21 protein-coding genes are annotated in these 19,058 nt (G+C 39.3%); 14 read left to right on the top strand and 7 right to left on the bottom strand.

The genetic code is table 11. From position 1 onward, the window contains the following. The first annotated feature begins 27 nt into the window (after positions 1–27). Together ACKTS5_RS10455 and prmC are read left to right on the top strand one after the other, a co-directional pair. Entirely contained in the window at positions 28–522 is a 495-nt protein-coding gene (locus ACKTS5_RS10455) for a GNAT family N-acetyltransferase (protein ID WP_408043812.1), read from the top strand. Between the two features lie 87 nt (positions 523–609). Next, complete coding sequence (gene prmC / locus ACKTS5_RS10460) at positions 610–1,470, top strand: peptide chain release factor N(5)-glutamine methyltransferase (protein ID WP_408043813.1); 861 nt, start codon at positions 610–612, stop codon at positions 1,468–1,470. On the opposite strand, the gene ACKTS5_RS10465 is transcribed toward prmC, so the two are convergent. Further along, a complete protein-coding gene (locus ACKTS5_RS10465; protein ID WP_408043814.1) occupies positions 1,467–2,942 on the bottom strand; it encodes an aminotransferase-like domain-containing protein in 1,476 nt (491 codons plus the stop codon). The two genes, prmC and ACKTS5_RS10465, sit on opposite strands and share 4 nt — an antisense overlap. Before the next feature lie 78 nt (positions 2,943–3,020). Here ACKTS5_RS10465 and ACKTS5_RS10470 point away from each other — a divergent pair, with 78 nt between their 5' ends. From ACKTS5_RS10470 to ACKTS5_RS10485, 4 genes are read left to right on the top strand one after another with little or no spacing between them, the layout of a single operon-like run. Next, positions 3,021–3,545 (top strand): DinB family protein, encoded by a 525-nt coding sequence (locus ACKTS5_RS10470; protein WP_408043815.1) that lies wholly within the window; start codon positions 3,021–3,023, stop codon positions 3,543–3,545. Beyond that, positions 3,539–3,829, top strand: coding sequence for a DUF1272 domain-containing protein (locus ACKTS5_RS10475; protein WP_408043816.1), 291 nt, complete (start codon positions 3,539–3,541; stop codon positions 3,827–3,829). The genes ACKTS5_RS10470 and ACKTS5_RS10475 overlap by 7 nt, the downstream gene beginning before the upstream one ends. A 3-nt stretch (positions 3,830–3,832) precedes the next feature. Beyond that, a complete protein-coding gene (locus ACKTS5_RS10480) occupies positions 3,833–4,363 on the top strand; it encodes a GNAT family N-acetyltransferase (protein WP_408043817.1) in 531 nt (176 codons plus the stop codon). Positions 4,364–4,374: 11 nt separating this feature from the next. Next, entirely contained in the window at positions 4,375–5,037 is a 663-nt protein-coding gene (locus tag ACKTS5_RS10485) for a pyridoxamine 5'-phosphate oxidase family protein (protein ID WP_408043818.1), read from the top strand. 134 nt (positions 5,038–5,171) lie between these two features. On the opposite strand, the gene ACKTS5_RS10490 is transcribed toward ACKTS5_RS10485, so the two are convergent. After that, entirely contained in the window at positions 5,172–5,687 is a 516-nt protein-coding gene (locus ACKTS5_RS10490) for an SHOCT domain-containing protein (protein WP_408043819.1), read from the bottom strand. Between the two features lie 274 nt (positions 5,688–5,961). Between ACKTS5_RS10490 and ACKTS5_RS10495 the strand changes: the two genes are divergently transcribed. Further along, positions 5,962–6,648: a hypothetical protein gene (locus ACKTS5_RS10495; protein WP_408043820.1), complete on the top strand. Its 687-nt coding sequence runs from the start codon at positions 5,962–5,964 to the stop codon at positions 6,646–6,648. Between the two features lie 56 nt (positions 6,649–6,704). Here ACKTS5_RS10495 and ACKTS5_RS10500 read toward each other — a convergent pair whose 3' ends face one another. After that, positions 6,705–8,036, bottom strand: coding sequence for a retropepsin-like aspartic protease (locus tag ACKTS5_RS10500; protein WP_408043821.1), 1,332 nt, complete (start codon positions 8,034–8,036; stop codon positions 6,705–6,707). A gap of 153 nt (positions 8,037–8,189) precedes the next feature. Between ACKTS5_RS10500 and ACKTS5_RS10505 the strand changes: the two genes are divergently transcribed. Together ACKTS5_RS10505 and murB are read left to right on the top strand one after the other, a co-directional pair. Then, positions 8,190–9,380 carry a pyridoxal phosphate-dependent aminotransferase gene (locus ACKTS5_RS10505; RefSeq protein WP_408043822.1) on the top strand — a complete coding sequence of 397 codons (1,191 nt, stop codon included), beginning with the start codon at positions 8,190–8,192 and terminating at the stop codon, positions 9,378–9,380. 4 nt (positions 9,381–9,384) lie between these two features. Further along, the gene (gene murB, locus ACKTS5_RS10510; RefSeq protein WP_408043823.1) at positions 9,385–10,395 is read left to right on the top strand and encodes a UDP-N-acetylmuramate dehydrogenase; all 1,011 of its coding nucleotides are present in this window, start codon (positions 9,385–9,387) and stop codon (positions 10,393–10,395) included. A 161-nt stretch (positions 10,396–10,556) separates the two neighbouring features. On the opposite strand, the gene ACKTS5_RS10515 is transcribed toward murB, so the two are convergent. Genes ACKTS5_RS10515 through ACKTS5_RS10530 form a run of 4 tightly spaced genes read right to left on the bottom strand, consistent with a single transcriptional unit; the run spans position 10,557 to position 13,873 of the window. Beyond that, positions 10,557–11,222: an SCO family protein gene (locus tag ACKTS5_RS10515; protein ID WP_408043824.1), complete on the bottom strand. Its 666-nt coding sequence runs from the start codon at positions 11,220–11,222 to the stop codon at positions 10,557–10,559. Continuing rightward, complete coding sequence (locus ACKTS5_RS10520) at positions 11,206–11,775, bottom strand: toxin-antitoxin system YwqK family antitoxin (RefSeq protein WP_408043825.1); 570 nt, start codon at positions 11,773–11,775, stop codon at positions 11,206–11,208. The genes ACKTS5_RS10515 and ACKTS5_RS10520 overlap by 17 nt, the downstream gene beginning before the upstream one ends. Before the next feature lie 3 nt (positions 11,776–11,778). Next, a complete protein-coding gene (locus ACKTS5_RS10525) occupies positions 11,779–12,552 on the bottom strand; it encodes a YHYH protein (protein ID WP_408043826.1) in 774 nt (257 codons plus the stop codon). Between the two features lie 4 nt (positions 12,553–12,556). Further along, positions 12,557–13,873, bottom strand: coding sequence for a sulfatase-like hydrolase/transferase (locus tag ACKTS5_RS10530; protein WP_408043827.1), 1,317 nt, complete (start codon positions 13,871–13,873; stop codon positions 12,557–12,559). 174 nt (positions 13,874–14,047) lie between these two features. Between ACKTS5_RS10530 and ACKTS5_RS10535 the strand changes: the two genes are divergently transcribed. From ACKTS5_RS10535 to lipA, 5 genes are all read left to right on the top strand, one after another. Further along, complete coding sequence (locus ACKTS5_RS10535) at positions 14,048–14,251, top strand: membrane or secreted protein (RefSeq protein WP_408043828.1); 204 nt, start codon at positions 14,048–14,050, stop codon at positions 14,249–14,251. A 15-nt stretch (positions 14,252–14,266) separates the two neighbouring features. Then, positions 14,267–15,355, top strand: a complete 1,089-nt coding sequence (locus tag ACKTS5_RS10540; RefSeq protein ID WP_408043829.1) for a glycosyltransferase — start codon at positions 14,267–14,269, stop codon at positions 15,353–15,355. Then, positions 15,346–15,906, top strand: coding sequence for an RNA polymerase sigma factor (locus tag ACKTS5_RS10545; RefSeq protein ID WP_408043830.1), 561 nt, complete (start codon positions 15,346–15,348; stop codon positions 15,904–15,906). Before ACKTS5_RS10540 ends, ACKTS5_RS10545 begins: the two co-directional genes overlap by 10 nt. 83 nt (positions 15,907–15,989) lie before the next feature. Then, positions 15,990–17,204: an Nramp family divalent metal transporter gene (locus ACKTS5_RS10550; RefSeq protein WP_408043831.1), complete on the top strand. Its 1,215-nt coding sequence runs from the start codon at positions 15,990–15,992 to the stop codon at positions 17,202–17,204. 80 nt (positions 17,205–17,284) lie between these two features. Beyond that, on the top strand, positions 17,285–18,154 hold the full coding sequence (gene lipA, locus ACKTS5_RS10555; protein ID WP_408043832.1) for a lipoyl synthase: 870 nt from the start codon (positions 17,285–17,287) through the stop codon (positions 18,152–18,154). The last annotated feature ends 904 nt before the right edge of the window (positions 18,155–19,058 follow it).

Below are 19,058 nucleotides of genomic sequence, written 5' to 3' on the forward strand. Positions count from 1 at the left end.
TTGCAAATGCAAAAATACTATATTCCTATGACAACGTCTGATTTTATTATAAGAGAAGTTAAACCTCAAGACAACAAAGCATTAGCTACAGTAATCCGAACCGTACTTGAAGAGTTCGGAGTTCCAAAAGTAGGAACAGCCTACGAAGACCAGGCAACAGATGAAATGTTTGAGACCTACCAATCACCACGTGCTAAGTATTTTGTTATTGAACATCAAGGCAGCGTTGTTGGAGGAGCCGGAATTGCCCCACTAGAAGACCATCAAGACGATGTTTGTGAGTTACAAAAGATGTATTTCCTCCCCATTACCAGAGGCAAAGGACTAGGAACAAAACTCATTCAACACTGTTTGCAATTGGCCAAAGAAATCGGATTTACCGCCTGTTATTTAGAAACCATGCCTTATATGGATGCCGCTCGTAAGCTGTACGCCAAAAATGGTTTTCAAAATCTAGATAGCCCTATGGGAAATACAGGGCACTATTCTTGTAATGTTTGGATGCTGAAGTCACTTGATTAGTACGGCTGTATAAATTTGCGCAATAAACCATAAGAAAACTGCTATAATTGGGCAATTTTATTGAACTTTGCCCATTTAAGGGAATTCATGAGTACACCTATGCAAACGATTAAAGAATATCAGGCCTATTTTAAAGAAGAATTAACGGAACTGTTTCCAGCTACGGAAATACAGTGTTTTTTTCAGTATCTGCTAGAACACTATACCCCACTTCGCCCTATCGATTTGGTCATGAATCCAACAAGTGTCTTTACTCCTGAGCAATTAAAGCACATGCAACAAGCTTTGGAACGATTAAAAAAACAAGAGCCGGTACAACATATTATAGGGAGTACCGAATTTTATGGACGTTCTTTTAAAGTGACCCCAGCGACCCTTATCCCGAGACCTGAAACAGAAGAATTGATAACCTGGATTATCGAAAGTGTTCCCGCGGCCACGGAAGCGAGTATTTTAGACATCGGTACCGGAACAGGATGCATCCCAATTACCCTAAAAAAGGAGCTTCCCAATACAACTGTGAGTGCCATTGACATTTCGGAACAAGCGCTTCAAATTGCGAAAGAAAATGCCGAAAAGCACGCCGTTGACATCAACTTCATCCAGAAGGATATTCTGAACAGCTCAACCGTTGAAGTGGCAGACATCATTGTTTCGAATCCACCCTATGTACGCATGTTGGAAAAAAAAGAAATTAACGATAACGTGCTTCATTTCGAACCCCATACCGCTCTGTTTGTCAGTGATGAAGATCCACTGATTTTCTACCGTAAAATATGTGAACTAGCCAGTCAGCACCTGCGACCTGGTGGTTATTTATTTTTTGAAATCAACCAGTACTTGGGAGCTGAAACACTCAAACTAGTAACGGATTTCGGATTTTCAAATGCCCTACTGAAAAAGGATATCTTTGAAAACGATCGTATGATTAGGGCACAATGGCTTTAATAACGAAGGAAGGCTTTTTCTAAACGACTGACCAAAACCTTAAGTTCCTCCTCATTATGTCGGGCAAAACCCATTCGAATACCGTTGTGTTGGGTTTTTGCCATGTCGTAGCGCTCCCAATTGCCCAACAACACCCCTTCTTCAACGGCTAGTTTGGCCACGCGTTCCCATGAGTACTCTTTTTTTAAACGCACCCATACAGCCATACCTCCCTTGGGGATGTCAAATTCCAGATACGGACTCAAAGCGTCCTGTAATAGACTACAGAACAAATCTCTTCGTCGCTCGTAGTGACGCATAACCTTGCGAATATGCCTATCCATATCACCCGTTCGTATAAACTCAGAAAAGGTAAGCTCCAATAAGGCGTCCCCTTGTCGGTCTACAAATCTGCGGATTCGAGCCGCTTCATCAACAAAAGATTTTGACGCAATCAAATACCCCACTCTAAAAACAGGTGCCACGGCCTTGCATACAGAACCTATATAAATTACCGACTGGCCCTTGTCATGACTAGCCAAAGGTAAAATAGGCGCGTGATTGTAATTAAAATCATAATCGTAATCATCCTCGATTACCGCAAACTTATAATGACTAGCCATATTTAACAAACGCAAACGCCTTTCGGCAGACAGCGTTACCGTAGACGGATGATGGTGATGACTCGTAACATAGACCGCTTTGATAACTTGCTTTTCTAGGATAGTCTGCAAACGCTCGGTACACAAACCGTCCTCATCGACAGGAACTCGAAGCAACGTCGCCCCACTCTGAAGAAAGGTCAAGTCTGCAGAAGGATAATTTGTTTCTCCTACCACAATACAATCTCCTTCCTTTAAAAGCAACTGGCTACTCAACCAAATCCCCATTTGACTTCCTCTAGTAATAAGTAAATTATCAATAGTGATAGACAACCCTCTCGTTTCATTTAAATAGGCAACCAGCACTTCACGCAAACGCAAATTACCATAAGTAGATCCATAACTCATCTCTTCCTGAGTACTCCGCTTTCCGGCGAGTTTTCTGTAAATACGGGCCACATCTACGGTCGGAGCTAAACGAGTATCGCTAATACCGTCATCAATGCTTATCATTCCCGGTGATGCTTCTGAAGTTTCATAATTCCGATGTGAATCTCGATAAAACTGAAAACCGACCGTATCGATCGCTTTCGTTTTGTTTGCAGAGGAAGGATTGGACTGAAAGCTTGAAATTGGAAGTGTAGCCTTTACATAAGTGCCTTTTTTAGGTATGGTTTCAACCCAACCTTGTAATTCCAATTCCTCATAGCAAGCCACGATTGTTTTTCTGTGCACGTTCAAAAGCTCTGCTAGGCTGCGAGTCCCAATTAATTTGGTAGTACTCGGTAAGTGCCCTTTTTTGATATAATGGATAAATTGATGGGATAATTGCAGATAAAGTGCACTTCCTGATTTGCGATCTAAGAAAAAGCTTGTTTTGTATGGAAACATCTGGACTACTCAGTATTTGAATTCTGGACTCATTAAATAGTCCATAAATATACTATTTTTGAATAAAAACAATACTATATGCTTATTAACACCTTAGAGACCAAGGAATACAACTCGTATTACCAACTGTACTTAGACCAAATTCCGGCCAATACCTCGCTGCTCGAAGGTTACCAAAGAGATTTTGAGGAAACGAGCAATTTTTTCTTGTCCTTACCCGAGAACAAACTGTTATTTCGATACGCTGAAAACAAATGGAGCTGCCAAGAAATATTACAGCACCTCATTGACACAGAGCGCATTTTTATTCACAGGTGCTTTCGAATTGCACGTGGAGAAACACAAAACATAACGGGATTCAATCAAGACGATTACCTCCCTCCCGCCGGAGCCGACAGCAAAAGCTTAACACAGCTCCTCGAGGAATTCAGTACCACCAGAAACTACAGCAACAACCTACTACAAAGCCTTACTGACGATGCATTGCGCACCATCGGTACGGCGAACCAAAGTGCCATGTCAGCCAGAGCTGCTGCCTTTGTAGTACTTGGACATAACCAGTGGCACAAGCAAATCATTAAAACCCGGTATTTATCATGTTAAGTCTAAAACCCAACTGCGAGCACTGCGGTACTTTACTAGCTTACAATGCCACAAATGCGTACATCTGCAGTTTTGAATGCACCTATTGTGAACATTGTGCTTTAACAGTATTTGAAAATGTTTGCCCTTCTTGCACAGGCAACTTTAGCAAACGTCCAATTCGCCCAGTAAAATGGTTGGAGAAATACCCGGCGGACACTCGCATCCTACACCAACCCAAAAATATAACTGATACCTTTAAAATTCAACAAACGCTGAAAAACACGGCTCCAGAAAATCGATAAGCTATGATGACCACCGACGTATTACAAATTAGACCCGCTACCCAACAACAAGCAGAAGTTCTCGCCCTTCTAGGAAGGATAACCTACGAGCAATCACACGGTCATTTTATAGAAGACAAGCAGGAACTAAGCAACTATTACGAGCAGGCATTTGACCCATCGAACCTCGCGAAGGACTTGGCCAATAAAAATAACAGGTTTCATTTAGTGTACTACAAAAACTTCCCTGTCGGCTACACCAAACTCGTATTAAACCAGGCTTTTGAAGGCAATGAATTCGCTGATAGTTGCAGGCTCGAACGCATTTATATTCTGCAAGAATTTTTGCATTTAAAATTAGGCAATAAAGTTTTAGATTTCCTGATCAACAAAGCGAAAACCTTACACTTCAAAAATATGTGGCTTACCGTATACATTAAAAATGAACGCGCATTACACTTTTACACTAAAAACAACTTTACAAAAATTGGCAGCTATGACTTTAATGTGGGTAGCCTGACCTATGAAAATACTGTATTAAACAAAACCATATAATAACACTTAGCATGACAGCGTACACAAAAACAAAATTGAACCGCGTGAAACGTGGGGCCAACAGAGCCTCTTATGATCAGGCCAAAGTAAATGAAATTCTCGACAGTGGATTTGTCGGTTATTTGAGCTACGTCTTTGAAGGAACAAGTATTTGCCTACCCATGGCCTATGGACGTGAAGGAAAGCGTATTTTTTTACACGGATCGCAGGCCAACAGAATGCTTTTAAGCTTATTGGAACAAGACTCTGTAAGCATGACAGTAATGCACTTAGATGCGCTGGTTCTAGCTCGATCAGGACTGCATCATTCTGTCAACTATCGATCAGCAACAATTTTTGGTAGTGTTACCAAAGTGGAAGACGACGACGAGAAAGACTTCGCACTCAAAACAGTTATGGACCATATGATTCCCGGACGCTGGGAAACATTGCGCAGCATGACCAACGAAGAAAGAGACAGAACACTGGTATTGACCTTGACCATTGAAAGTGCCTCCGCTAAAATTCGAGATGTAGGCGTTAATGACGAACCCGCTGATGAGCAACTTCCCATTTGGGCCGGACTTATTCCCGTTGAACAAAGCATCGGCGCTCCTATTAGCGATCCTAAACTCGCAAAGGACGTTGCCATTCCTGAACACATCCTTCAATACGTCAAAACAGACACGTTGTAAAATTTGAGAAGTACCTCAATTCAAGCCACCCATTCTGTTGAACGGGTGGCTCTTAATCCCTGTCTAATAAGTCTTGATTTTAGTTTAAGACTAATATCATCAACAAATAGAAAAGGGCGTTTCCTTAATTGCTGTTAACTATTAAGTATGCGCTGTTTTTCTCGCTCAAACTCTTCTTGTGTTAATACCCCCATTTCTTTGAGGTCTGCCAGCTTTTTCAATTCATCCATTCGCGAGCCTGAATTCGTAGAAATTACGGTACGGCTTGAAGATTTAGCTCTTGTCATTTTCCTCATGATTAGCTCGTAAATCTCCTGCATTTCTTCCGATTTCTTTTTAAAGAATGTGGCATCCACCACAACGGTATAGGGGTCTGATATCATCTCTTGATTTGCCCCCATAATAACACCGATTTCTGCCTCTGGATTCTCCGCCGTATAGGGCATGTTAACTCTAAAATACCCATCTCCCCAAATACTCGGCTTTCTAAAATCAATGTGCGAAATATCGCGGTAATAATAATGCTTAACTCTATCCTTTTGCTTAAATCCGGAAAATAGTCCGCTAAAATTATTTCGTTCAATAATTAAGCAATCTTCACAAACTATGAGGTCCCCATTGGAACCATTAACTTCTGCTATCTTTTTCATTTGGTGTATAACTGGTTTTTGTTCAATTTTATTAAGTTCTGTAAAGATACACTATCCATAGTTTGTTTACGGAGTTATCCGCAGGTATTCTCAGCTACTATTTTCAACGCAATACAACTTAACTTTCGAAAAAGATGGCGCTTACAACACAGCTTCCTACACCATCACTTTGTAGCACCGATAAGTCCCTAAATTGTTGCACAATAGCTATTCGTTTTAAGGATACCCCAAAAAGTGCGATAAATAAAGTACTTTAGTGCTTTAAATCACACCCATGAAAAAAACAGTAAAAATCATTGGAATCCTTTTTCTAGTCCTATTGGGAATTTGTGCTTTTTTATACTGGAATTCAGATGAAAATCTACCAACAGGCCAAAGCGGTCCTGCCGCCGATGCCTTAGCAAAAAAAATGTTAACTGCCCTAAACCACCAAGCCTATGACAGCACTAGATATGTGGAATGGAGTTTTCGAGGAAAACATTTTTACAAATGGGACAAACATAACAACACAGTTGACGTTTCATGGAACGGCAATCGCGTATCTCTAAATACGCTGACACCGACAAAAAGTAATATCCTAGCGAACAGCACTACAAAAAGCGACCAAGAACTAATTGACTACGCTGAAAAGATCTTCAACAACGATAGTTTTTGGTTAGTTGCTCCTTATAAGGTTTTTGAACCTGGCATAGAGCGACGTCTAGTTACTTACGAAGGACAAGAAGCCCTATTAGTCACTTATACTACTGGAGGAAGTACACCGGGCGACTCATATCTTTGGTTATTAGATGCCACTGGTAAACCCTATGCTTACAAAATGTGGGTTTCGATTATTCCTGTAGGTGGAATGACCGCTACTTGGGATTCGTGGATTACCACCCAATCAGGAGCTATTTTACCTACCGAGCACAAGCTCCCCGTTGGGACTCTCGACATGGGGTCTGTAAAAGCCTATAACTAGTGGGCTTTCGGTTAAAAAAATGCTGATTGTACAGCGCGAAGGTAACAGAAGCTGTATTAGATGCGCTTTTCGAGCCTAAATTTGTATTTAAAATCCATAACACCGCGTTCTACAATCATAACAATTTTCTTTTTTGGCTTCGAATGAAATATTTCCATTATTTCTTCCAAGGTGAACTCGTGTGCTAATTTCCCATTAATCTTTTTAATTAAATCACCTTGTTGTATCCCTGCCAATGCTGCTGGTGATCCCGGAGCTACTCGATCTACTTTAAAAGAGGGTTTAAATCGGTAGTTATAACTCGTCACGAACGAAATTGTTTTATTACTACTGCCGGCTGCCTCTCCAAAATCATTCTGCACTCTTGCCAAATTCGTCGACTTTTCCTTGACCAATTCCAACCCATTATAAACGACGTGCAAGCCACTCATATTATAAAAGAAGCCGCGCTTTAAGGAAGCGTTCTTTTTCAGAATCAGCTTGTTGTTCGGATAATCTATCCACACCTTAAATCGCTTTAGCACTTCCCCTCCAATACTTCCATTGCGCTCTCTATACCTTCTGGCATTTAGGGTTGAAAGCGTATCCAAAAAAGAAGCTGTCGGCTCTGGCATTTCGTATTTTCCAATGGAGAGTGAACGAATTCTACTGCGTTTTCCATATATGGTTCCGCTTAACCCCTCTCCTAATATATCGATAAAAAACTTCGATGGAGTTTTAATATTTTTTCCAGTTCCTTCAAATAACCAAAGCGCATCACTCCCACCTGAATCTACTAGCATCTTGACCGTAATCGGAATGTTACTGCTATCTAGTTTTACACTTGCATTAATATAAGGTTTATTTTTATCAAAGGTAATGGGGAGCTTTTCACAAGATCTGCACCTAGGTTCTTTATAGGTGATAGGTTTGTAAAAGGTAAGTCGTTCTGAACTGTAATTCACCCTTACAACCACGTCTTTAAGCAAATCAAAACCAATGATTCCATGGATGGTCGTTCCCATTTTAGAGGACAACTGAAAAGCGTCGTCCGTAATCACATACAGCTCTTGCTCATATCCGTTAATCTCTGCTATTTTAAAATGGTTATTTCGAGATCGCAAAGCCTCTAGAGGTTCACCGGCCCCCAATCCATGAATGAATACTTTTTGGGTACTTTTCAGCTTTAAGCTATCGTTATTTGCACTGAATAAGATCGTTTTATTGACCCCAGTATCGAGTATAAACGACAATTTTTGCCCATTTATCTCTAAGGGAAATACAATTAAATTGTTTATCAACTTAAAACTAACATCCTGCTTTTTAAGCTTTTGATGAAAAACGAAACGTGATTGCGCAGTTAGTTCCAGCGCAAACAATACTGTAAGAGCGAGTAGTGATTTTTTCAATGGCTATTATTTTAGGGATTCTTAAGATACGACGCTCTTATTGATATAACTAAATTTTAGGAAATTTTTAACCTAATATTTTCCTGATAAACAGTTGATGATTCTCGAAATAATTTTGCAAATTTGCCGAGAAAACAACTAATTTTATTTAAAATGCCATCAATTTCTTTAAAGGGAAATGCGATGCCTCAATCACCAATTAGGAAATTAGTTCCTTTTGCAGAGGCCGCAAAAAAAAATGGAACCAAAGTTTTTCATTTAAATATCGGACAACCGGATATTAAAACTCCTCAAGTTGCCTTAGACGCTGTGAAAAACAATGCTATCGAGGTACTTTCCTATGCCCGTTCAGAAGGATCAGAAGTATACCGAGAAAAATTAGCTGCGTATTACAATCAGCACGACATCGCCGTAGGAGCGAATAATATTATTGCAACAACAGGAGGGTCAGAAGCCCTGTTGTTTACTATTGGAAGTATTACCGACCCAGGAGATGAAATTATCATTCCTGAGCCTTTCTACGCTAATTACAACGGATTTTCAACGGCTTCGGGAGTTAAGGTAGTACCTGTTATCTCTAAGATTGAAGATAATTTTGCGCTTCCTGCCATTGAGGAATTCGAGAAATTAATTACTCCAAAAACAAAAGCAATTCTTATTTGTAACCCTGGAAATCCAACAGGATACCTTTACAGCCAAGAAGAAATTGAAAAATTAAAACAAATTGTTTTAAAACACGATTTATTTTTAATTGCTGATGAAGTATACAGAGAGTTTGCCTATGATGGTGAAAAACACAATTCTGTTATGGCGCTTGAAGGTTTAGAAAACCACGCTATCATGATTGACTCTGTATCTAAACGCTACAGCATGTGTGGTGCGCGAATTGGTTGTATCGTTTCTAAAAACAACGAATTTATCAATACTGCCATCAAATTTGCACAAGCCCGATTGAGCCCACCTACCTATGCCTTGTTAGCGAGTGAAGCTGCATTGGATACTCCTCAATCGTATTTTAATGAAGTTATTGAAGAATATCAAGACCGTAGAAATACCTTGATTGAAGAGCTCAACAAAATAGAAGGAGTGCGCGTGGCTAATCCGAAGGGAGCTTTTTACTGTATTGCTGAACTTCCAGTGGAAGATGCGGAAGATTTTGCTCAGTGGATTTTAGAAAAATTCAACGATCGCAATGAAACTGTGATGGTGGCTCCGGCAGGAGGGTTCTACTCTACTCCTGGAGAAGGAAAAAATCAAGTACGTATTGCTTATGTATTAAATAAACAAGACTTGATCCGCTGTGTTGAAATATTAAAAAATGCCTTGACTGCATACAAACAATAGTCATTTGAAAATAGCACAAAACATATCTTTAAAACCTTATAATACGTTTGGCATTGATTGTAATGCCAAACGTTTTATTCAGGTAACTTCGTTATTTGAATTGCAAGAGCTGCTCAAAACAGAAAAAGACTTATTTCTTTTAAGTGGAGGTAGTAATATGTTGTTAACGAAAGACATCGAACAAGAATTAGTAGTACAGCTCAATATCAAAGGGATCTCTATTGATCGAGAAAATGAGCAAAATGTACACTTAACAGTGAATGCCGGTGAAAACTGGCACGATTTTGTGCTCTGGTGCATTGAACAAAATTACGGTGGCCTTGAGAACCTATCTCTTATTCCCGGTTTTGTAGGCACCTGCCCTATACAAAATATCGGCGCTTATGGCGTGGAAGTAAAAGACAGGATAACCCGAGTTGAAACCGTGGAAATTGCCAGTGGTAAGCGCGTGTATTTTTCAAATGAGGAATGTGAATTCGGATATAGAAATTCAGTCTTTAAAAATGCTTTAAAGGGACGCTACATCATTACAGCAGTAACTTTTGAGCTCAGTAAAAACAAACACCAACTTCACACCAAATACGGGGCTATTAACGAGGAGTTGAAACGAAAGAATATCGAAGTTCCAACAATCAAAGATATTTCTGATGCAGTTATTGCCATTCGTCAATCAAAATTACCCGATCCTTCGGAAATTGGCAACAGTGGTAGTTTCTTTAAAAATCCTGTAATTTCAACAACTCACTTTCAAGAACTTCAAAATGAGTTTCCTGAAATACCGAGCTACCCGATATCTGACACGGAGGTAAAAGTACCTGCTGGTTGGCTTATTGAGCAAGCCGGGTTTAAAGGAAAACGCTTTGGGGCATGCGGTGTGCACCACAAACAAGCGTTGGTTCTTGTAAATTACGGAAATGCTACTGGGAAAGAAGTATTTGCGCTCGCACAGGAAATAAAAAAAGCTATCAAAAACAAGTTTTCAATAGCTTTAGAAATTGAAGTTAATATTATCTAAACCTCTTCTTGTTTTCTACGCGAATGGGCTGATAAATAACTTTTGATGGGGTTAAAATTTCCTGAATCAGGTTAATTAAGCTTGTTAAAAATTTCATGTAATTAATTTTAAGGGATCTGTTAATTTGACACAAAATGTGCATTTAGGTCACAAGATACTAACTATTTTTCTTTTTTCAAGGTTTTAATATGCCTAATTAAACGACGTGTATCCATTTCAAGTGTCCCGTTATACACACCTCGTATTCGCCCTTTTTTATCGATTAATACAAAATTTTCGGTATGTACAAAAGCCGAAGTATCTTTAGTAACTGCAAACTCACGATCTGCGTAATACCCCTTACGAGCTAAATTGTACACTACTTCCTTGTCTCCTGTTAACAGTTGCCATTTATTTCCTAAAACACCGTTATCAGCAGCATAGCGCTTTAATACAGGAACGGAATCTCTTTCTGGCATTACCGTATGTGACACGAGCAGTATATCATGATCTCCTTCAAATTCTTCTTGCAATTTTTTCATATTATTTGTCAACATTGGACAAATTCCTGGACAGGTTGCAAAAAAGAAGTCAGCTACGTAGATCTTATCTTTAAAGAATTCTCTTGTAATGGTAGCTCCCTCTTGATTTACCAACGAAAACTCAGGTATTTTGTGAATTGTATTGTATTCAGGACTTTCCGGAGCTATCCATTCTGGGGTTAGTTCCGCAGTATTAAAAAACGGTAATCTATCGCTATTTCCCGACTTTTCGGGCTTACAACCCACCGACACTAGGAGTACTAAACAGGTGATTGCTGTAGGTATGATTTTACTTAATAGTTTCATTCGCTGTATTTACTGTATAACATTTTTTTAATCCGATTAGGCCGTAACGTTCTCCATGAACTGTAGTAAAATTGGCACGTAAGGTACCATCACCCTGCCACATTTGTTGACGCCCTGCTTCCCGACCGTGGATAAAATGAAATTTTTTATAACACTGTCCCGACGGATACCACTCTGTAACGCTGCCGTGATACGCTCCACTGGTATCAAAATGATACTCAAATTTAGGCTTACCACTAGGCCACCACGCCTTGTGAACGCCCACTTTAATACCTGCATCGTACCAGCGTTCCTCTGCTTGTCCTCCCGAGAGGTAGTTTTTTTTCTCTTTACCGTGTTTGAAGCCATCTTTGTAATGACTGCTGTTTTTCGTTTTATTAACTGCGTCAACAGATAATAGCCAACCGGTAAAGGGGACTCCGTTATAGCGGAGCTCCCCTTTTACCTCAGTAAATGATTCTGAATTATACTGCACTCGTTGCTCTTGATCTTCCCGAGCACAACTGAAAAGCACAGCAATTCCGATGATCCCATTTAGCAATAAGGTCCGCATAGGCTAATTTGTTATGTTTCCTGGTGTCCCATAATATCCATTACCATTTAAATACGGTGCATCGGCAGTAATGTGGTAATGATAAATACCATCCGGAAAATCTGTAGTTGCCCCAACATGTCCGTGATATACGTCGAGATCAGCACTCGTCACGGTTTGTCCATTTTCTTCCGGTCCATATACCGGGAATCCATCTGCTAACAAACCTAAAAATGCAGATTTCCCAAAATTAGCCGTTAAATAGGTCGGCTCTATGTGATAGTGGTACTGACCGCTGTTTTGTGGATGTCCTAAATACTGATCAAAAGAATTTATCTCATTAGTTAAAGGCTGGTTGTTTGGCCCTGCATACTGATTGTAAAACGGTACCCCATTCAAGGAGATTCCGATGGCCCCCAGGCTTGTTTCTTGCTTGTTAGTAGCTTCCGAAGGTTTTAATGGAATTCGAAGCGTTAAGGTTTGAGACGATATCGAATTGGGATTCAAATTCCAATTTGGATTCGTACCGTTGTAGGCCTCATACATGGCGTGCCCCTGCCCCCAATACGGACTTTTATGATCTGGTAAACCATCACTTGTAAAAACGACAACGTTTCCATCTATGCGATACGAAAGTCCCGCTACATTATCAAATTTTGACAAAATTCCGCTAATATCATAGGTGGCAGTGTTTACCGGATCTGAATTTCCATCACTAGGTTCAGTATCATCTGAACTACAAGCAAACAGTAACATACTACATAAAGCGGCTCCAAAAATAAATTTCATCGTGTTCATACGGCTATTGTTTTAAGTTATTTAATGTCGATTTTAACCAGTTTAACTGCTGCTGGTCATCAGTACTCAAACTCGAATCGAGTAGATTTGTATTTTCAAAAGGATCGGTGCTCAACTTGTACAAGGCTTCTGTCCCATCAGCAAACAGGATGTACTTATGGGTTTCATTTCTGATGGTATTATCGTCTTCCGACCCTGTGGTTTTACCAATTTCTGTATAACTGAACGTCCTTGGGTTCTCTGAATTAGCAGAGCTCAACAAGCTTGAAAAATTATGACTATCGTTTACCACCGTAGTATTCACTCCTGTCAAACTCGCAATAGTAGCAAATAAGTCTGTGGTATTTAACAAGGCGGTTTCCACTTCATTTACTCGGGTTACATTTTTTCCAGAAATCACCATCGGCACATTCACACCTCCTTGGTATACTGTACCTTTAACTCGACGAGCTCGATAGTCTTGAGCCACTTGATTTGGCGTTCCGTTATCACCGATAAAAATGATGACTGTATTGGCGCGCTCTTCAGCACTCATACTGTCTAACAGGCGACCTATTTCATAGTCCATGGCCTCTATCATTGCCATGTAATAAGGAAGCGGATTGGCATCAATACTCGCTGTATCTGTTGGCAAACTTCCCTGTGAATGCATATGTGCCTCCGGCAAGTGAAAAGGAGTATGTGGGGCATTGTAGGCCAACCATAAAAACCAAGGTTTCTGTTGTTGCTGTACCCAATTGATAGCCAAGTCAGTGAATTTAGTTGTCGTATAGGTTTGTTCGCTATTCGTGCTTCCGTTTTGAGTAAATCGCCAATCGGTATACGACGAGACCCCTCCTGTAAGCAAGCCGGCGTAGTACTCCACTCCCATTTGCGTAGGATGGGTAGGGTCTGTTGACAAGTGCCATTTACCGATAACTGCACTACTGTAGTTCGCTCCCCCTTGATTGATATATTTTTGCAAAGATGTTTCTGTGGTGGGCAAAGCATCATCGACCTTTTTCACACCAGTTCTAAACCCGTATTTCCCGGTTAAGATACTCGACCTAGTAGGCGTACAGGTTGGATAAGCCCAGAGATTGGTAAAACGCACTCCTGAGTTCATCATCTCTTGGATATGTGGAATCGTCGGTTTGGTACTTCCAATAGCATACCCAGGAGTGGCGTCTAATCCCATGTCATCCGCTATAATTAACAATATATTGGTAGCGGTGTTACCACTCGGTGTATCGCCATCATCTGGTGGCGTCGTAGCAACATCAGAACTACATCCAAAACTATTCAATAAAACAATGACTACTAAAAATAAGCGGAACTTCATAAAGATTGATTTTAAAATTAGACCTCCAGTGTTTCAAAAAGTTTTAAAAAAATTTAAAAAAAACTTTTAGTTACTTAATTTACAAAAGATTAAAACATCATCCTAAAGTATTTAGCTCCTAATTCTATAAGTTCTAATTTCTTTAGTATCTTTGTACTTTAAACTTTTTACAAAATGAAACTTGTACTTGTAACCATAGGAATGTTAGCAGTTGCTTTCGCGGGAATAGCTATTAAAATTTGGGCAAAGAAAGACGGTGAATTTGCCGGAACTTGCGCAAGTCAGAACCCTATGTTAAATCAAAGTGGAGAGGCTTGTGGTTTTTGTGGTAAAACCCCTGATCAATTCGATACGTGTAACGACCCTCAGCACGGATAATACACAATGCTGAGCATGTTACTTACTGTACTCTTGTACAGTGTTCTCGTACTGGTATTCATACAAGTTATTTATTTATTTGCCTTTTCTTCTATTGGATTTAGCAAAAACAAGGTACAAGCTGGTAGTCGCAAGCTACCTGTATCTGTTGTTATCTATGTAAAAAACAAAGCGTTTTTACTGGAAGAGCACATTCCGATATTCTTAGAGCAGAACTACCCTAATTTTGAATTGGTACTCGTCAACCACGCTTCTTCTGATCATAGTTTGGAAGTAATAGAAGGATTGATGGAGCGCTACCCCAACATTAAACTCGTGAATGTTGAGAATAAGGAACGTTTTTGGGCAAATAAGAAGTACGCACTCACCTTGGCTGTTAAAGCTAGTAGTCACGATTGTATACTCTATACCGAACTCGACAGTCTCCCTATGACGAACCAATGGATTCAGAGTACCGTAGATCAATTTGTCGGCGATAAATCTATTGTGATGGCGCCTATTCAGTACACTGCCAAAAATCCTTTTTTACGATACATCGATGCAATACATCAATTACAATCGTTTTCTTTTGCGAACTTAGGAAATCCTTTTCGCGCCTCTAAGGCAAACTTTGCCTTTAGTAAAGATGAGTTTTTTAGAGTTAAAGGATATATCAGTCACCTAGACATCCCCGTAGGTATCACTACGCTTTTTCTGAAGGATGCAGGTAACAAAAAAAACACAGCCGTAGCACTTAACCACGATAACTTTGTTTGTGCTAAACAGAAAGTTACCTGGGCTACTTTTTGGGACCGACAACTACGAGAAGCACAATTATTTCAATACTACAATTTCAAAAACAAATTTTTGTTGAGCGTATTCAACCTATCCAAATTGGCTTTGTATCTAACCCTACCGATAGGTTTGTTTGTAAATTGGCAAATGTATGGTGGTATACTGCTCAGCTACTACCTATTGTATTACTTGAGCTGTAGTAAATCGTTAATAAAGTTAAAAGAGCAAAAGTTACTGTATATTTTACCTATATTAGACTTGTATTACGCTATACACCTGATGCTATTATTCTTAGCTAGTAAATTTATAAGGCCGAAAACTTGGATTTAGATAACGTAAAAATTTCTGAACACATCGCTGGAGCAAAAGCAGGAAATCAAATGTCCTTTAATTTTCTGTTAGATCAATTCTGGCCACTCGTCTATTATTTCCAACTGGAAAAAACGGCCAATGACAACGATGCTGAAGACATTGCTATTCAAACGTTCTCAAAAGCTTTTGATAAAATTGAAAGTTACGATGATCAATACGCCTTTACCACTTGGCTCCTAACGATTTCTAAAAATGTCTTTATCGACTTTTTACGCAAAAAACAATCGTCCATTCAAATCAACAATTCAATAGAGCGGGAAGAAGCCTATGGTATTATCGATGACTCTCCGAGTCCTGAAGATACTATTATTCGTGAACAGAACTTAGCGAAGCTACTGCGTGATATCAAACAGCTAAAACCCCACTACCAAAAGGTAATACACCTCAGGTATTTTGAAGAACTGAGTTATAAAGAGATTGCCATTCGTATGGACGAGCCAATCAATAACATAAAAGTTAAACTACTCAGAGCTAAAAAACTCTTAGCAGCTATCATAAAAAAGTCGTAAATCTCTAATATTGACATACAAAACTTAGGGATTTCATATTTTTTAGCTACATTTAGTCCGTTTTTACAACCCCCTTACACTAAATGAAAAAAGCATTTACATCTTTAGGACCTGGGTTACTGTTTGCCGGAGCTGCTGTGGGTGTATCACACTTGGTACAATCAACACGAGCAGGAGCGGAATTCGGATTCGGTTTACTCTGGGCTTTGGTACTCGTTCATATGTTTAAGTACCCTTTTTTCCAATATGGACCGCGTTATGCTGCCGCTACCGGTGAAACCCTTCTTGACGGATACAAAAAGTTAGGTAAAGGCGTACTTTGGTGCTATTACATCTTGAATTTTGCGACGATGTTTACCATACAGGCGGCGGTTACCATCGTTACAGCAGGATTAGCTGCCCACCTATTCGGCCTATCTAATGATCTCGTTTTATGGTCTGCTCTCTTGTTGGCAGTAAGTTTTGGTATCCTGTTATTGGGGAAGTACAATTTACTAGACAAGTTGATGAAATATATTATTATCACGCTAACCATCAGTACTATTATCGCTGTTTTGGTGGCGATGGTTACCTCTAAAAAAGGGCACTCATTTACTCAGATCATACCATCAGGAAGTGCCGAATTAACTTTTCTAATCGCCTTTTTAGGTTGGATGCCCGCCCCCTTAGACGTATCTATCTGGCATTCTTTGTGGACCGTAGAAAAAGACAAGACAACCTTTCAGCACATTAAACCACGTCAAGCCATATTCGATTTTAACGTCGGGTATATCGGCACCTTATTTTTAGGAGTTTGCTTTTTGATTTTGGGAGCCATGGTCATGTTTCAATCTGGGCAATCATTTTCCTCTAAGGGTTCTGTATTTGCCTCACAACTCATTAATTTATACACGAAAAACCTCGGTGAATACGCCCATATATTTATCGGTATAGCGGCATTTACAACCATGTTTAGCACCACACTAACCACCTTTGACGCCTCACCGCGAGCTATGGGAAAGGCTAGCGAATTGCTCCACCGAAAAGTAAAAATATCCTATTGGTTTTGGAGTGTCGTCCTCGCTGTTGGCACCTATGTTATCCTCCGCTATTTCATGGCTGATATGGGCCTATTAGTTCGAATAGCTACGGTACTATCTTTTTTGACAGCTCCCTTTTACGCCATTTTAAATTTTCTATTAATCAGCGGTAAACATACGCCAGAAAAATACCGACCATCCAAAGAACTCAAACTATTGAGCATTGCAGGAATAGTATTCCTCCTCGGTTTTAGCGTGTGGTTTATTTGTAATCTATAAGGATAACGGGAAACTTAATTCCGATACAATAAATACCAGCTTTTCTTTGTAAATTTGCAACTCAATTTAATGTGAAACCAATGACAAAGGAATCTGTAGCATTACCAGAAAGAACAAAAAAACCGAAGTGGTTACGCGTAAAACTTCCGGTAGGTAAAAAATATACCGAGTTACGTGGCCTCGTTGATAAATACAAACTCAATACCATTTGTACTAGTGGTAGTTGCCCTAATATGGGGGAATGTTGGGGTGAAGGAACCGCGACATTTATGATTCTCGGAAATACTTGTACCCGCTCTTGTGGCTTCTGTGGTGTAAAAACAGGACGTCCGGACACTGTAGAATGGGATGAACCAGAAAAGGTAGCTCGCTCTATTAAGTTAATGAATATCAAACACGCCGTAATTACCTCTGTTGATAGAGATGATTTGAAAGACGGTGGATCTATTATTTGGGCGGAAACTGTCGATGCAATTAGACGTGCCAACCCCAACACTACTCTTGAAACCTTGATTCCAGACTTTCAAGGAAATGAAAAACTCATTGACCGCATCATCGAAGTACATCCAGAAGTGGTTTCTCATAATATGGAAACCGTTAAGCGACTTACACGTGAGGTGCGTATACAAGCGAAATACGATCGTAGTCTCGGTGTTTTAAAGTACTTAAAGGACAACGGTATGCGTACCAAATCCGGAATCATGTTAGGTCTTGGAGAAACAGAAGAAGAAGTGATTCAAACCATGAAGGATTTACGAGGTGTTGGACTCGATATTATTACCATCGGACAATACTTACAACCTACTAAAAAGCACCTACCGGTGAAGCAATTTATCACTCCGGATCAGTTTAAGAAATACGAACAGCTCGGTTTAGAAATGGGCTTTATGTACGTAGAAAGTGGAGCCTTGGTTCGTTCATCGTACAAAGCTCACAAACACGCTAGCTAATTTTAGGAATTTATTAACCTTTTAACAGAATAACGTTAATAAATTACAAAAAACATAAAATTCAAAGCAATTACACTTCAATATCGCTCAATTTGGCATAGAAATTGAAAACTATAGAATTGTAAACAAACAGTAAGTTTAGTTTTCATAGTGTAAAATATTTGAATTAGTTGATTAACAAAGCCCACTCAAACGAGTGGGCTTTGCTTTTACTACTATATTCTACATTCCAGTATCTACAGTTCTCAGCCCCTCAACAGTCTTATGCGGTATCCATAGAACTTGGCAAGTGTAGCGCTACTTATTTACCTCCATCGGACTACTGCTTTGATTGCGCTTGGCTTTTATGCCAATGACCATCTACAATTGCCTAGAAAATTTGAATTATTGGCAATTCATTAACACAATAATGTTAATATTTTATAAAAAACACAATAATAATGAATTTTAAATTTAAATAATATTAATTTTGGCACAGAAATTGAAAACAATAGTACTGTAAACAAACAGCAAGTTTAGTTTTCATTGTGTAAATTATTTGAATTAGTTGATTAACAAAGCCCACTCAAACGAGTGGGCTTTGCTTTTACTACTATATTTTGCATTCTCGAATCTTACGTTCTAAGCCGCTCAACAGTCTTATGCTATATCCATAGAACATACTAAGATGAACGCTAACAGTTTACTTCCATCCAACTACTGCTTTGATGGCGCTTAACTTTTAAGCATACACCCAATTACAAACGCCACAATTATTAAATTATTAGCAATTCGTTAACACAATAATGTTAATATTTTACAAAAACCACATTAAAAATGGATTTTATAATTAAACACCACTAATTTTGGCACAGAAATTGAAAACAATACTACTGTAAACAAACAGTAAGTTTAGTTTTCATTG

The organism is Tenacibaculum litopenaei, assembly GCF_964514025.1.
GTDB lineage: Bacteria > Bacteroidota > Bacteroidia > Flavobacteriales > Flavobacteriaceae > Polaribacter > Polaribacter litopenaei.

Excerpts from the sequence above, each read along its gene's own strand:
- ACKTS5_RS10455 (WP_408043812.1), top strand. The coding sequence starts at position 28 with ATGACAACGTCTGATTTTATTATAAGAGAAGTTAAACCTCAAGACAAC.
- prmC (WP_408043813.1), top strand. The coding sequence starts at position 610 with ATGAGTACACCTATGCAAACGATTAAAGAATATCAGGCCTATTTTAAA.
- ACKTS5_RS10465 (WP_408043814.1), bottom strand. The coding sequence starts at position 2,942 with ATGTTTCCATACAAAACAAGCTTTTTCTTAGATCGCAAATCAGGAAGT.
- ACKTS5_RS10470 (WP_408043815.1), top strand. The coding sequence starts at position 3,021 with ATGCTTATTAACACCTTAGAGACCAAGGAATACAACTCGTATTACCAA.
- ACKTS5_RS10475 (WP_408043816.1), top strand. The coding sequence starts at position 3,539 with ATGTTAAGTCTAAAACCCAACTGCGAGCACTGCGGTACTTTACTAGCT.
- ACKTS5_RS10480 (WP_408043817.1), top strand. The coding sequence starts at position 3,833 with ATGATGACCACCGACGTATTACAAATTAGACCCGCTACCCAACAACAA.
- ACKTS5_RS10485 (WP_408043818.1), top strand. The coding sequence starts at position 4,375 with ATGACAGCGTACACAAAAACAAAATTGAACCGCGTGAAACGTGGGGCC.
- ACKTS5_RS10490 (WP_408043819.1), bottom strand. The coding sequence starts at position 5,687 with ATGAAAAAGATAGCAGAAGTTAATGGTTCCAATGGGGACCTCATAGTT.
- ACKTS5_RS10495 (WP_408043820.1), top strand. The coding sequence starts at position 5,962 with ATGAAAAAAACAGTAAAAATCATTGGAATCCTTTTTCTAGTCCTATTG.
- ACKTS5_RS10505 (WP_408043822.1), top strand. The coding sequence starts at position 8,190 with ATGCCATCAATTTCTTTAAAGGGAAATGCGATGCCTCAATCACCAATT.
- ACKTS5_RS10515 (WP_408043824.1), bottom strand. The coding sequence starts at position 11,222 with ATGAAACTATTAAGTAAAATCATACCTACAGCAATCACCTGTTTAGTA.
- ACKTS5_RS10520 (WP_408043825.1), bottom strand. The coding sequence starts at position 11,775 with ATGCGGACCTTATTGCTAAATGGGATCATCGGAATTGCTGTGCTTTTC.
- ACKTS5_RS10525 (WP_408043826.1), bottom strand. The coding sequence starts at position 12,552 with ATGAACACGATGAAATTTATTTTTGGAGCCGCTTTATGTAGTATGTTA.
- ACKTS5_RS10530 (WP_408043827.1), bottom strand. The coding sequence starts at position 13,873 with ATGAAGTTCCGCTTATTTTTAGTAGTCATTGTTTTATTGAATAGTTTT.
- ACKTS5_RS10535 (WP_408043828.1), top strand. The coding sequence starts at position 14,048 with ATGAAACTTGTACTTGTAACCATAGGAATGTTAGCAGTTGCTTTCGCG.
- ACKTS5_RS10540 (WP_408043829.1), top strand. The coding sequence starts at position 14,267 with ATGTTACTTACTGTACTCTTGTACAGTGTTCTCGTACTGGTATTCATA.
- ACKTS5_RS10550 (WP_408043831.1), top strand. The coding sequence starts at position 15,990 with ATGAAAAAAGCATTTACATCTTTAGGACCTGGGTTACTGTTTGCCGGA.
- lipA (WP_408043832.1), top strand. The coding sequence starts at position 17,285 with ATGACAAAGGAATCTGTAGCATTACCAGAAAGAACAAAAAAACCGAAG.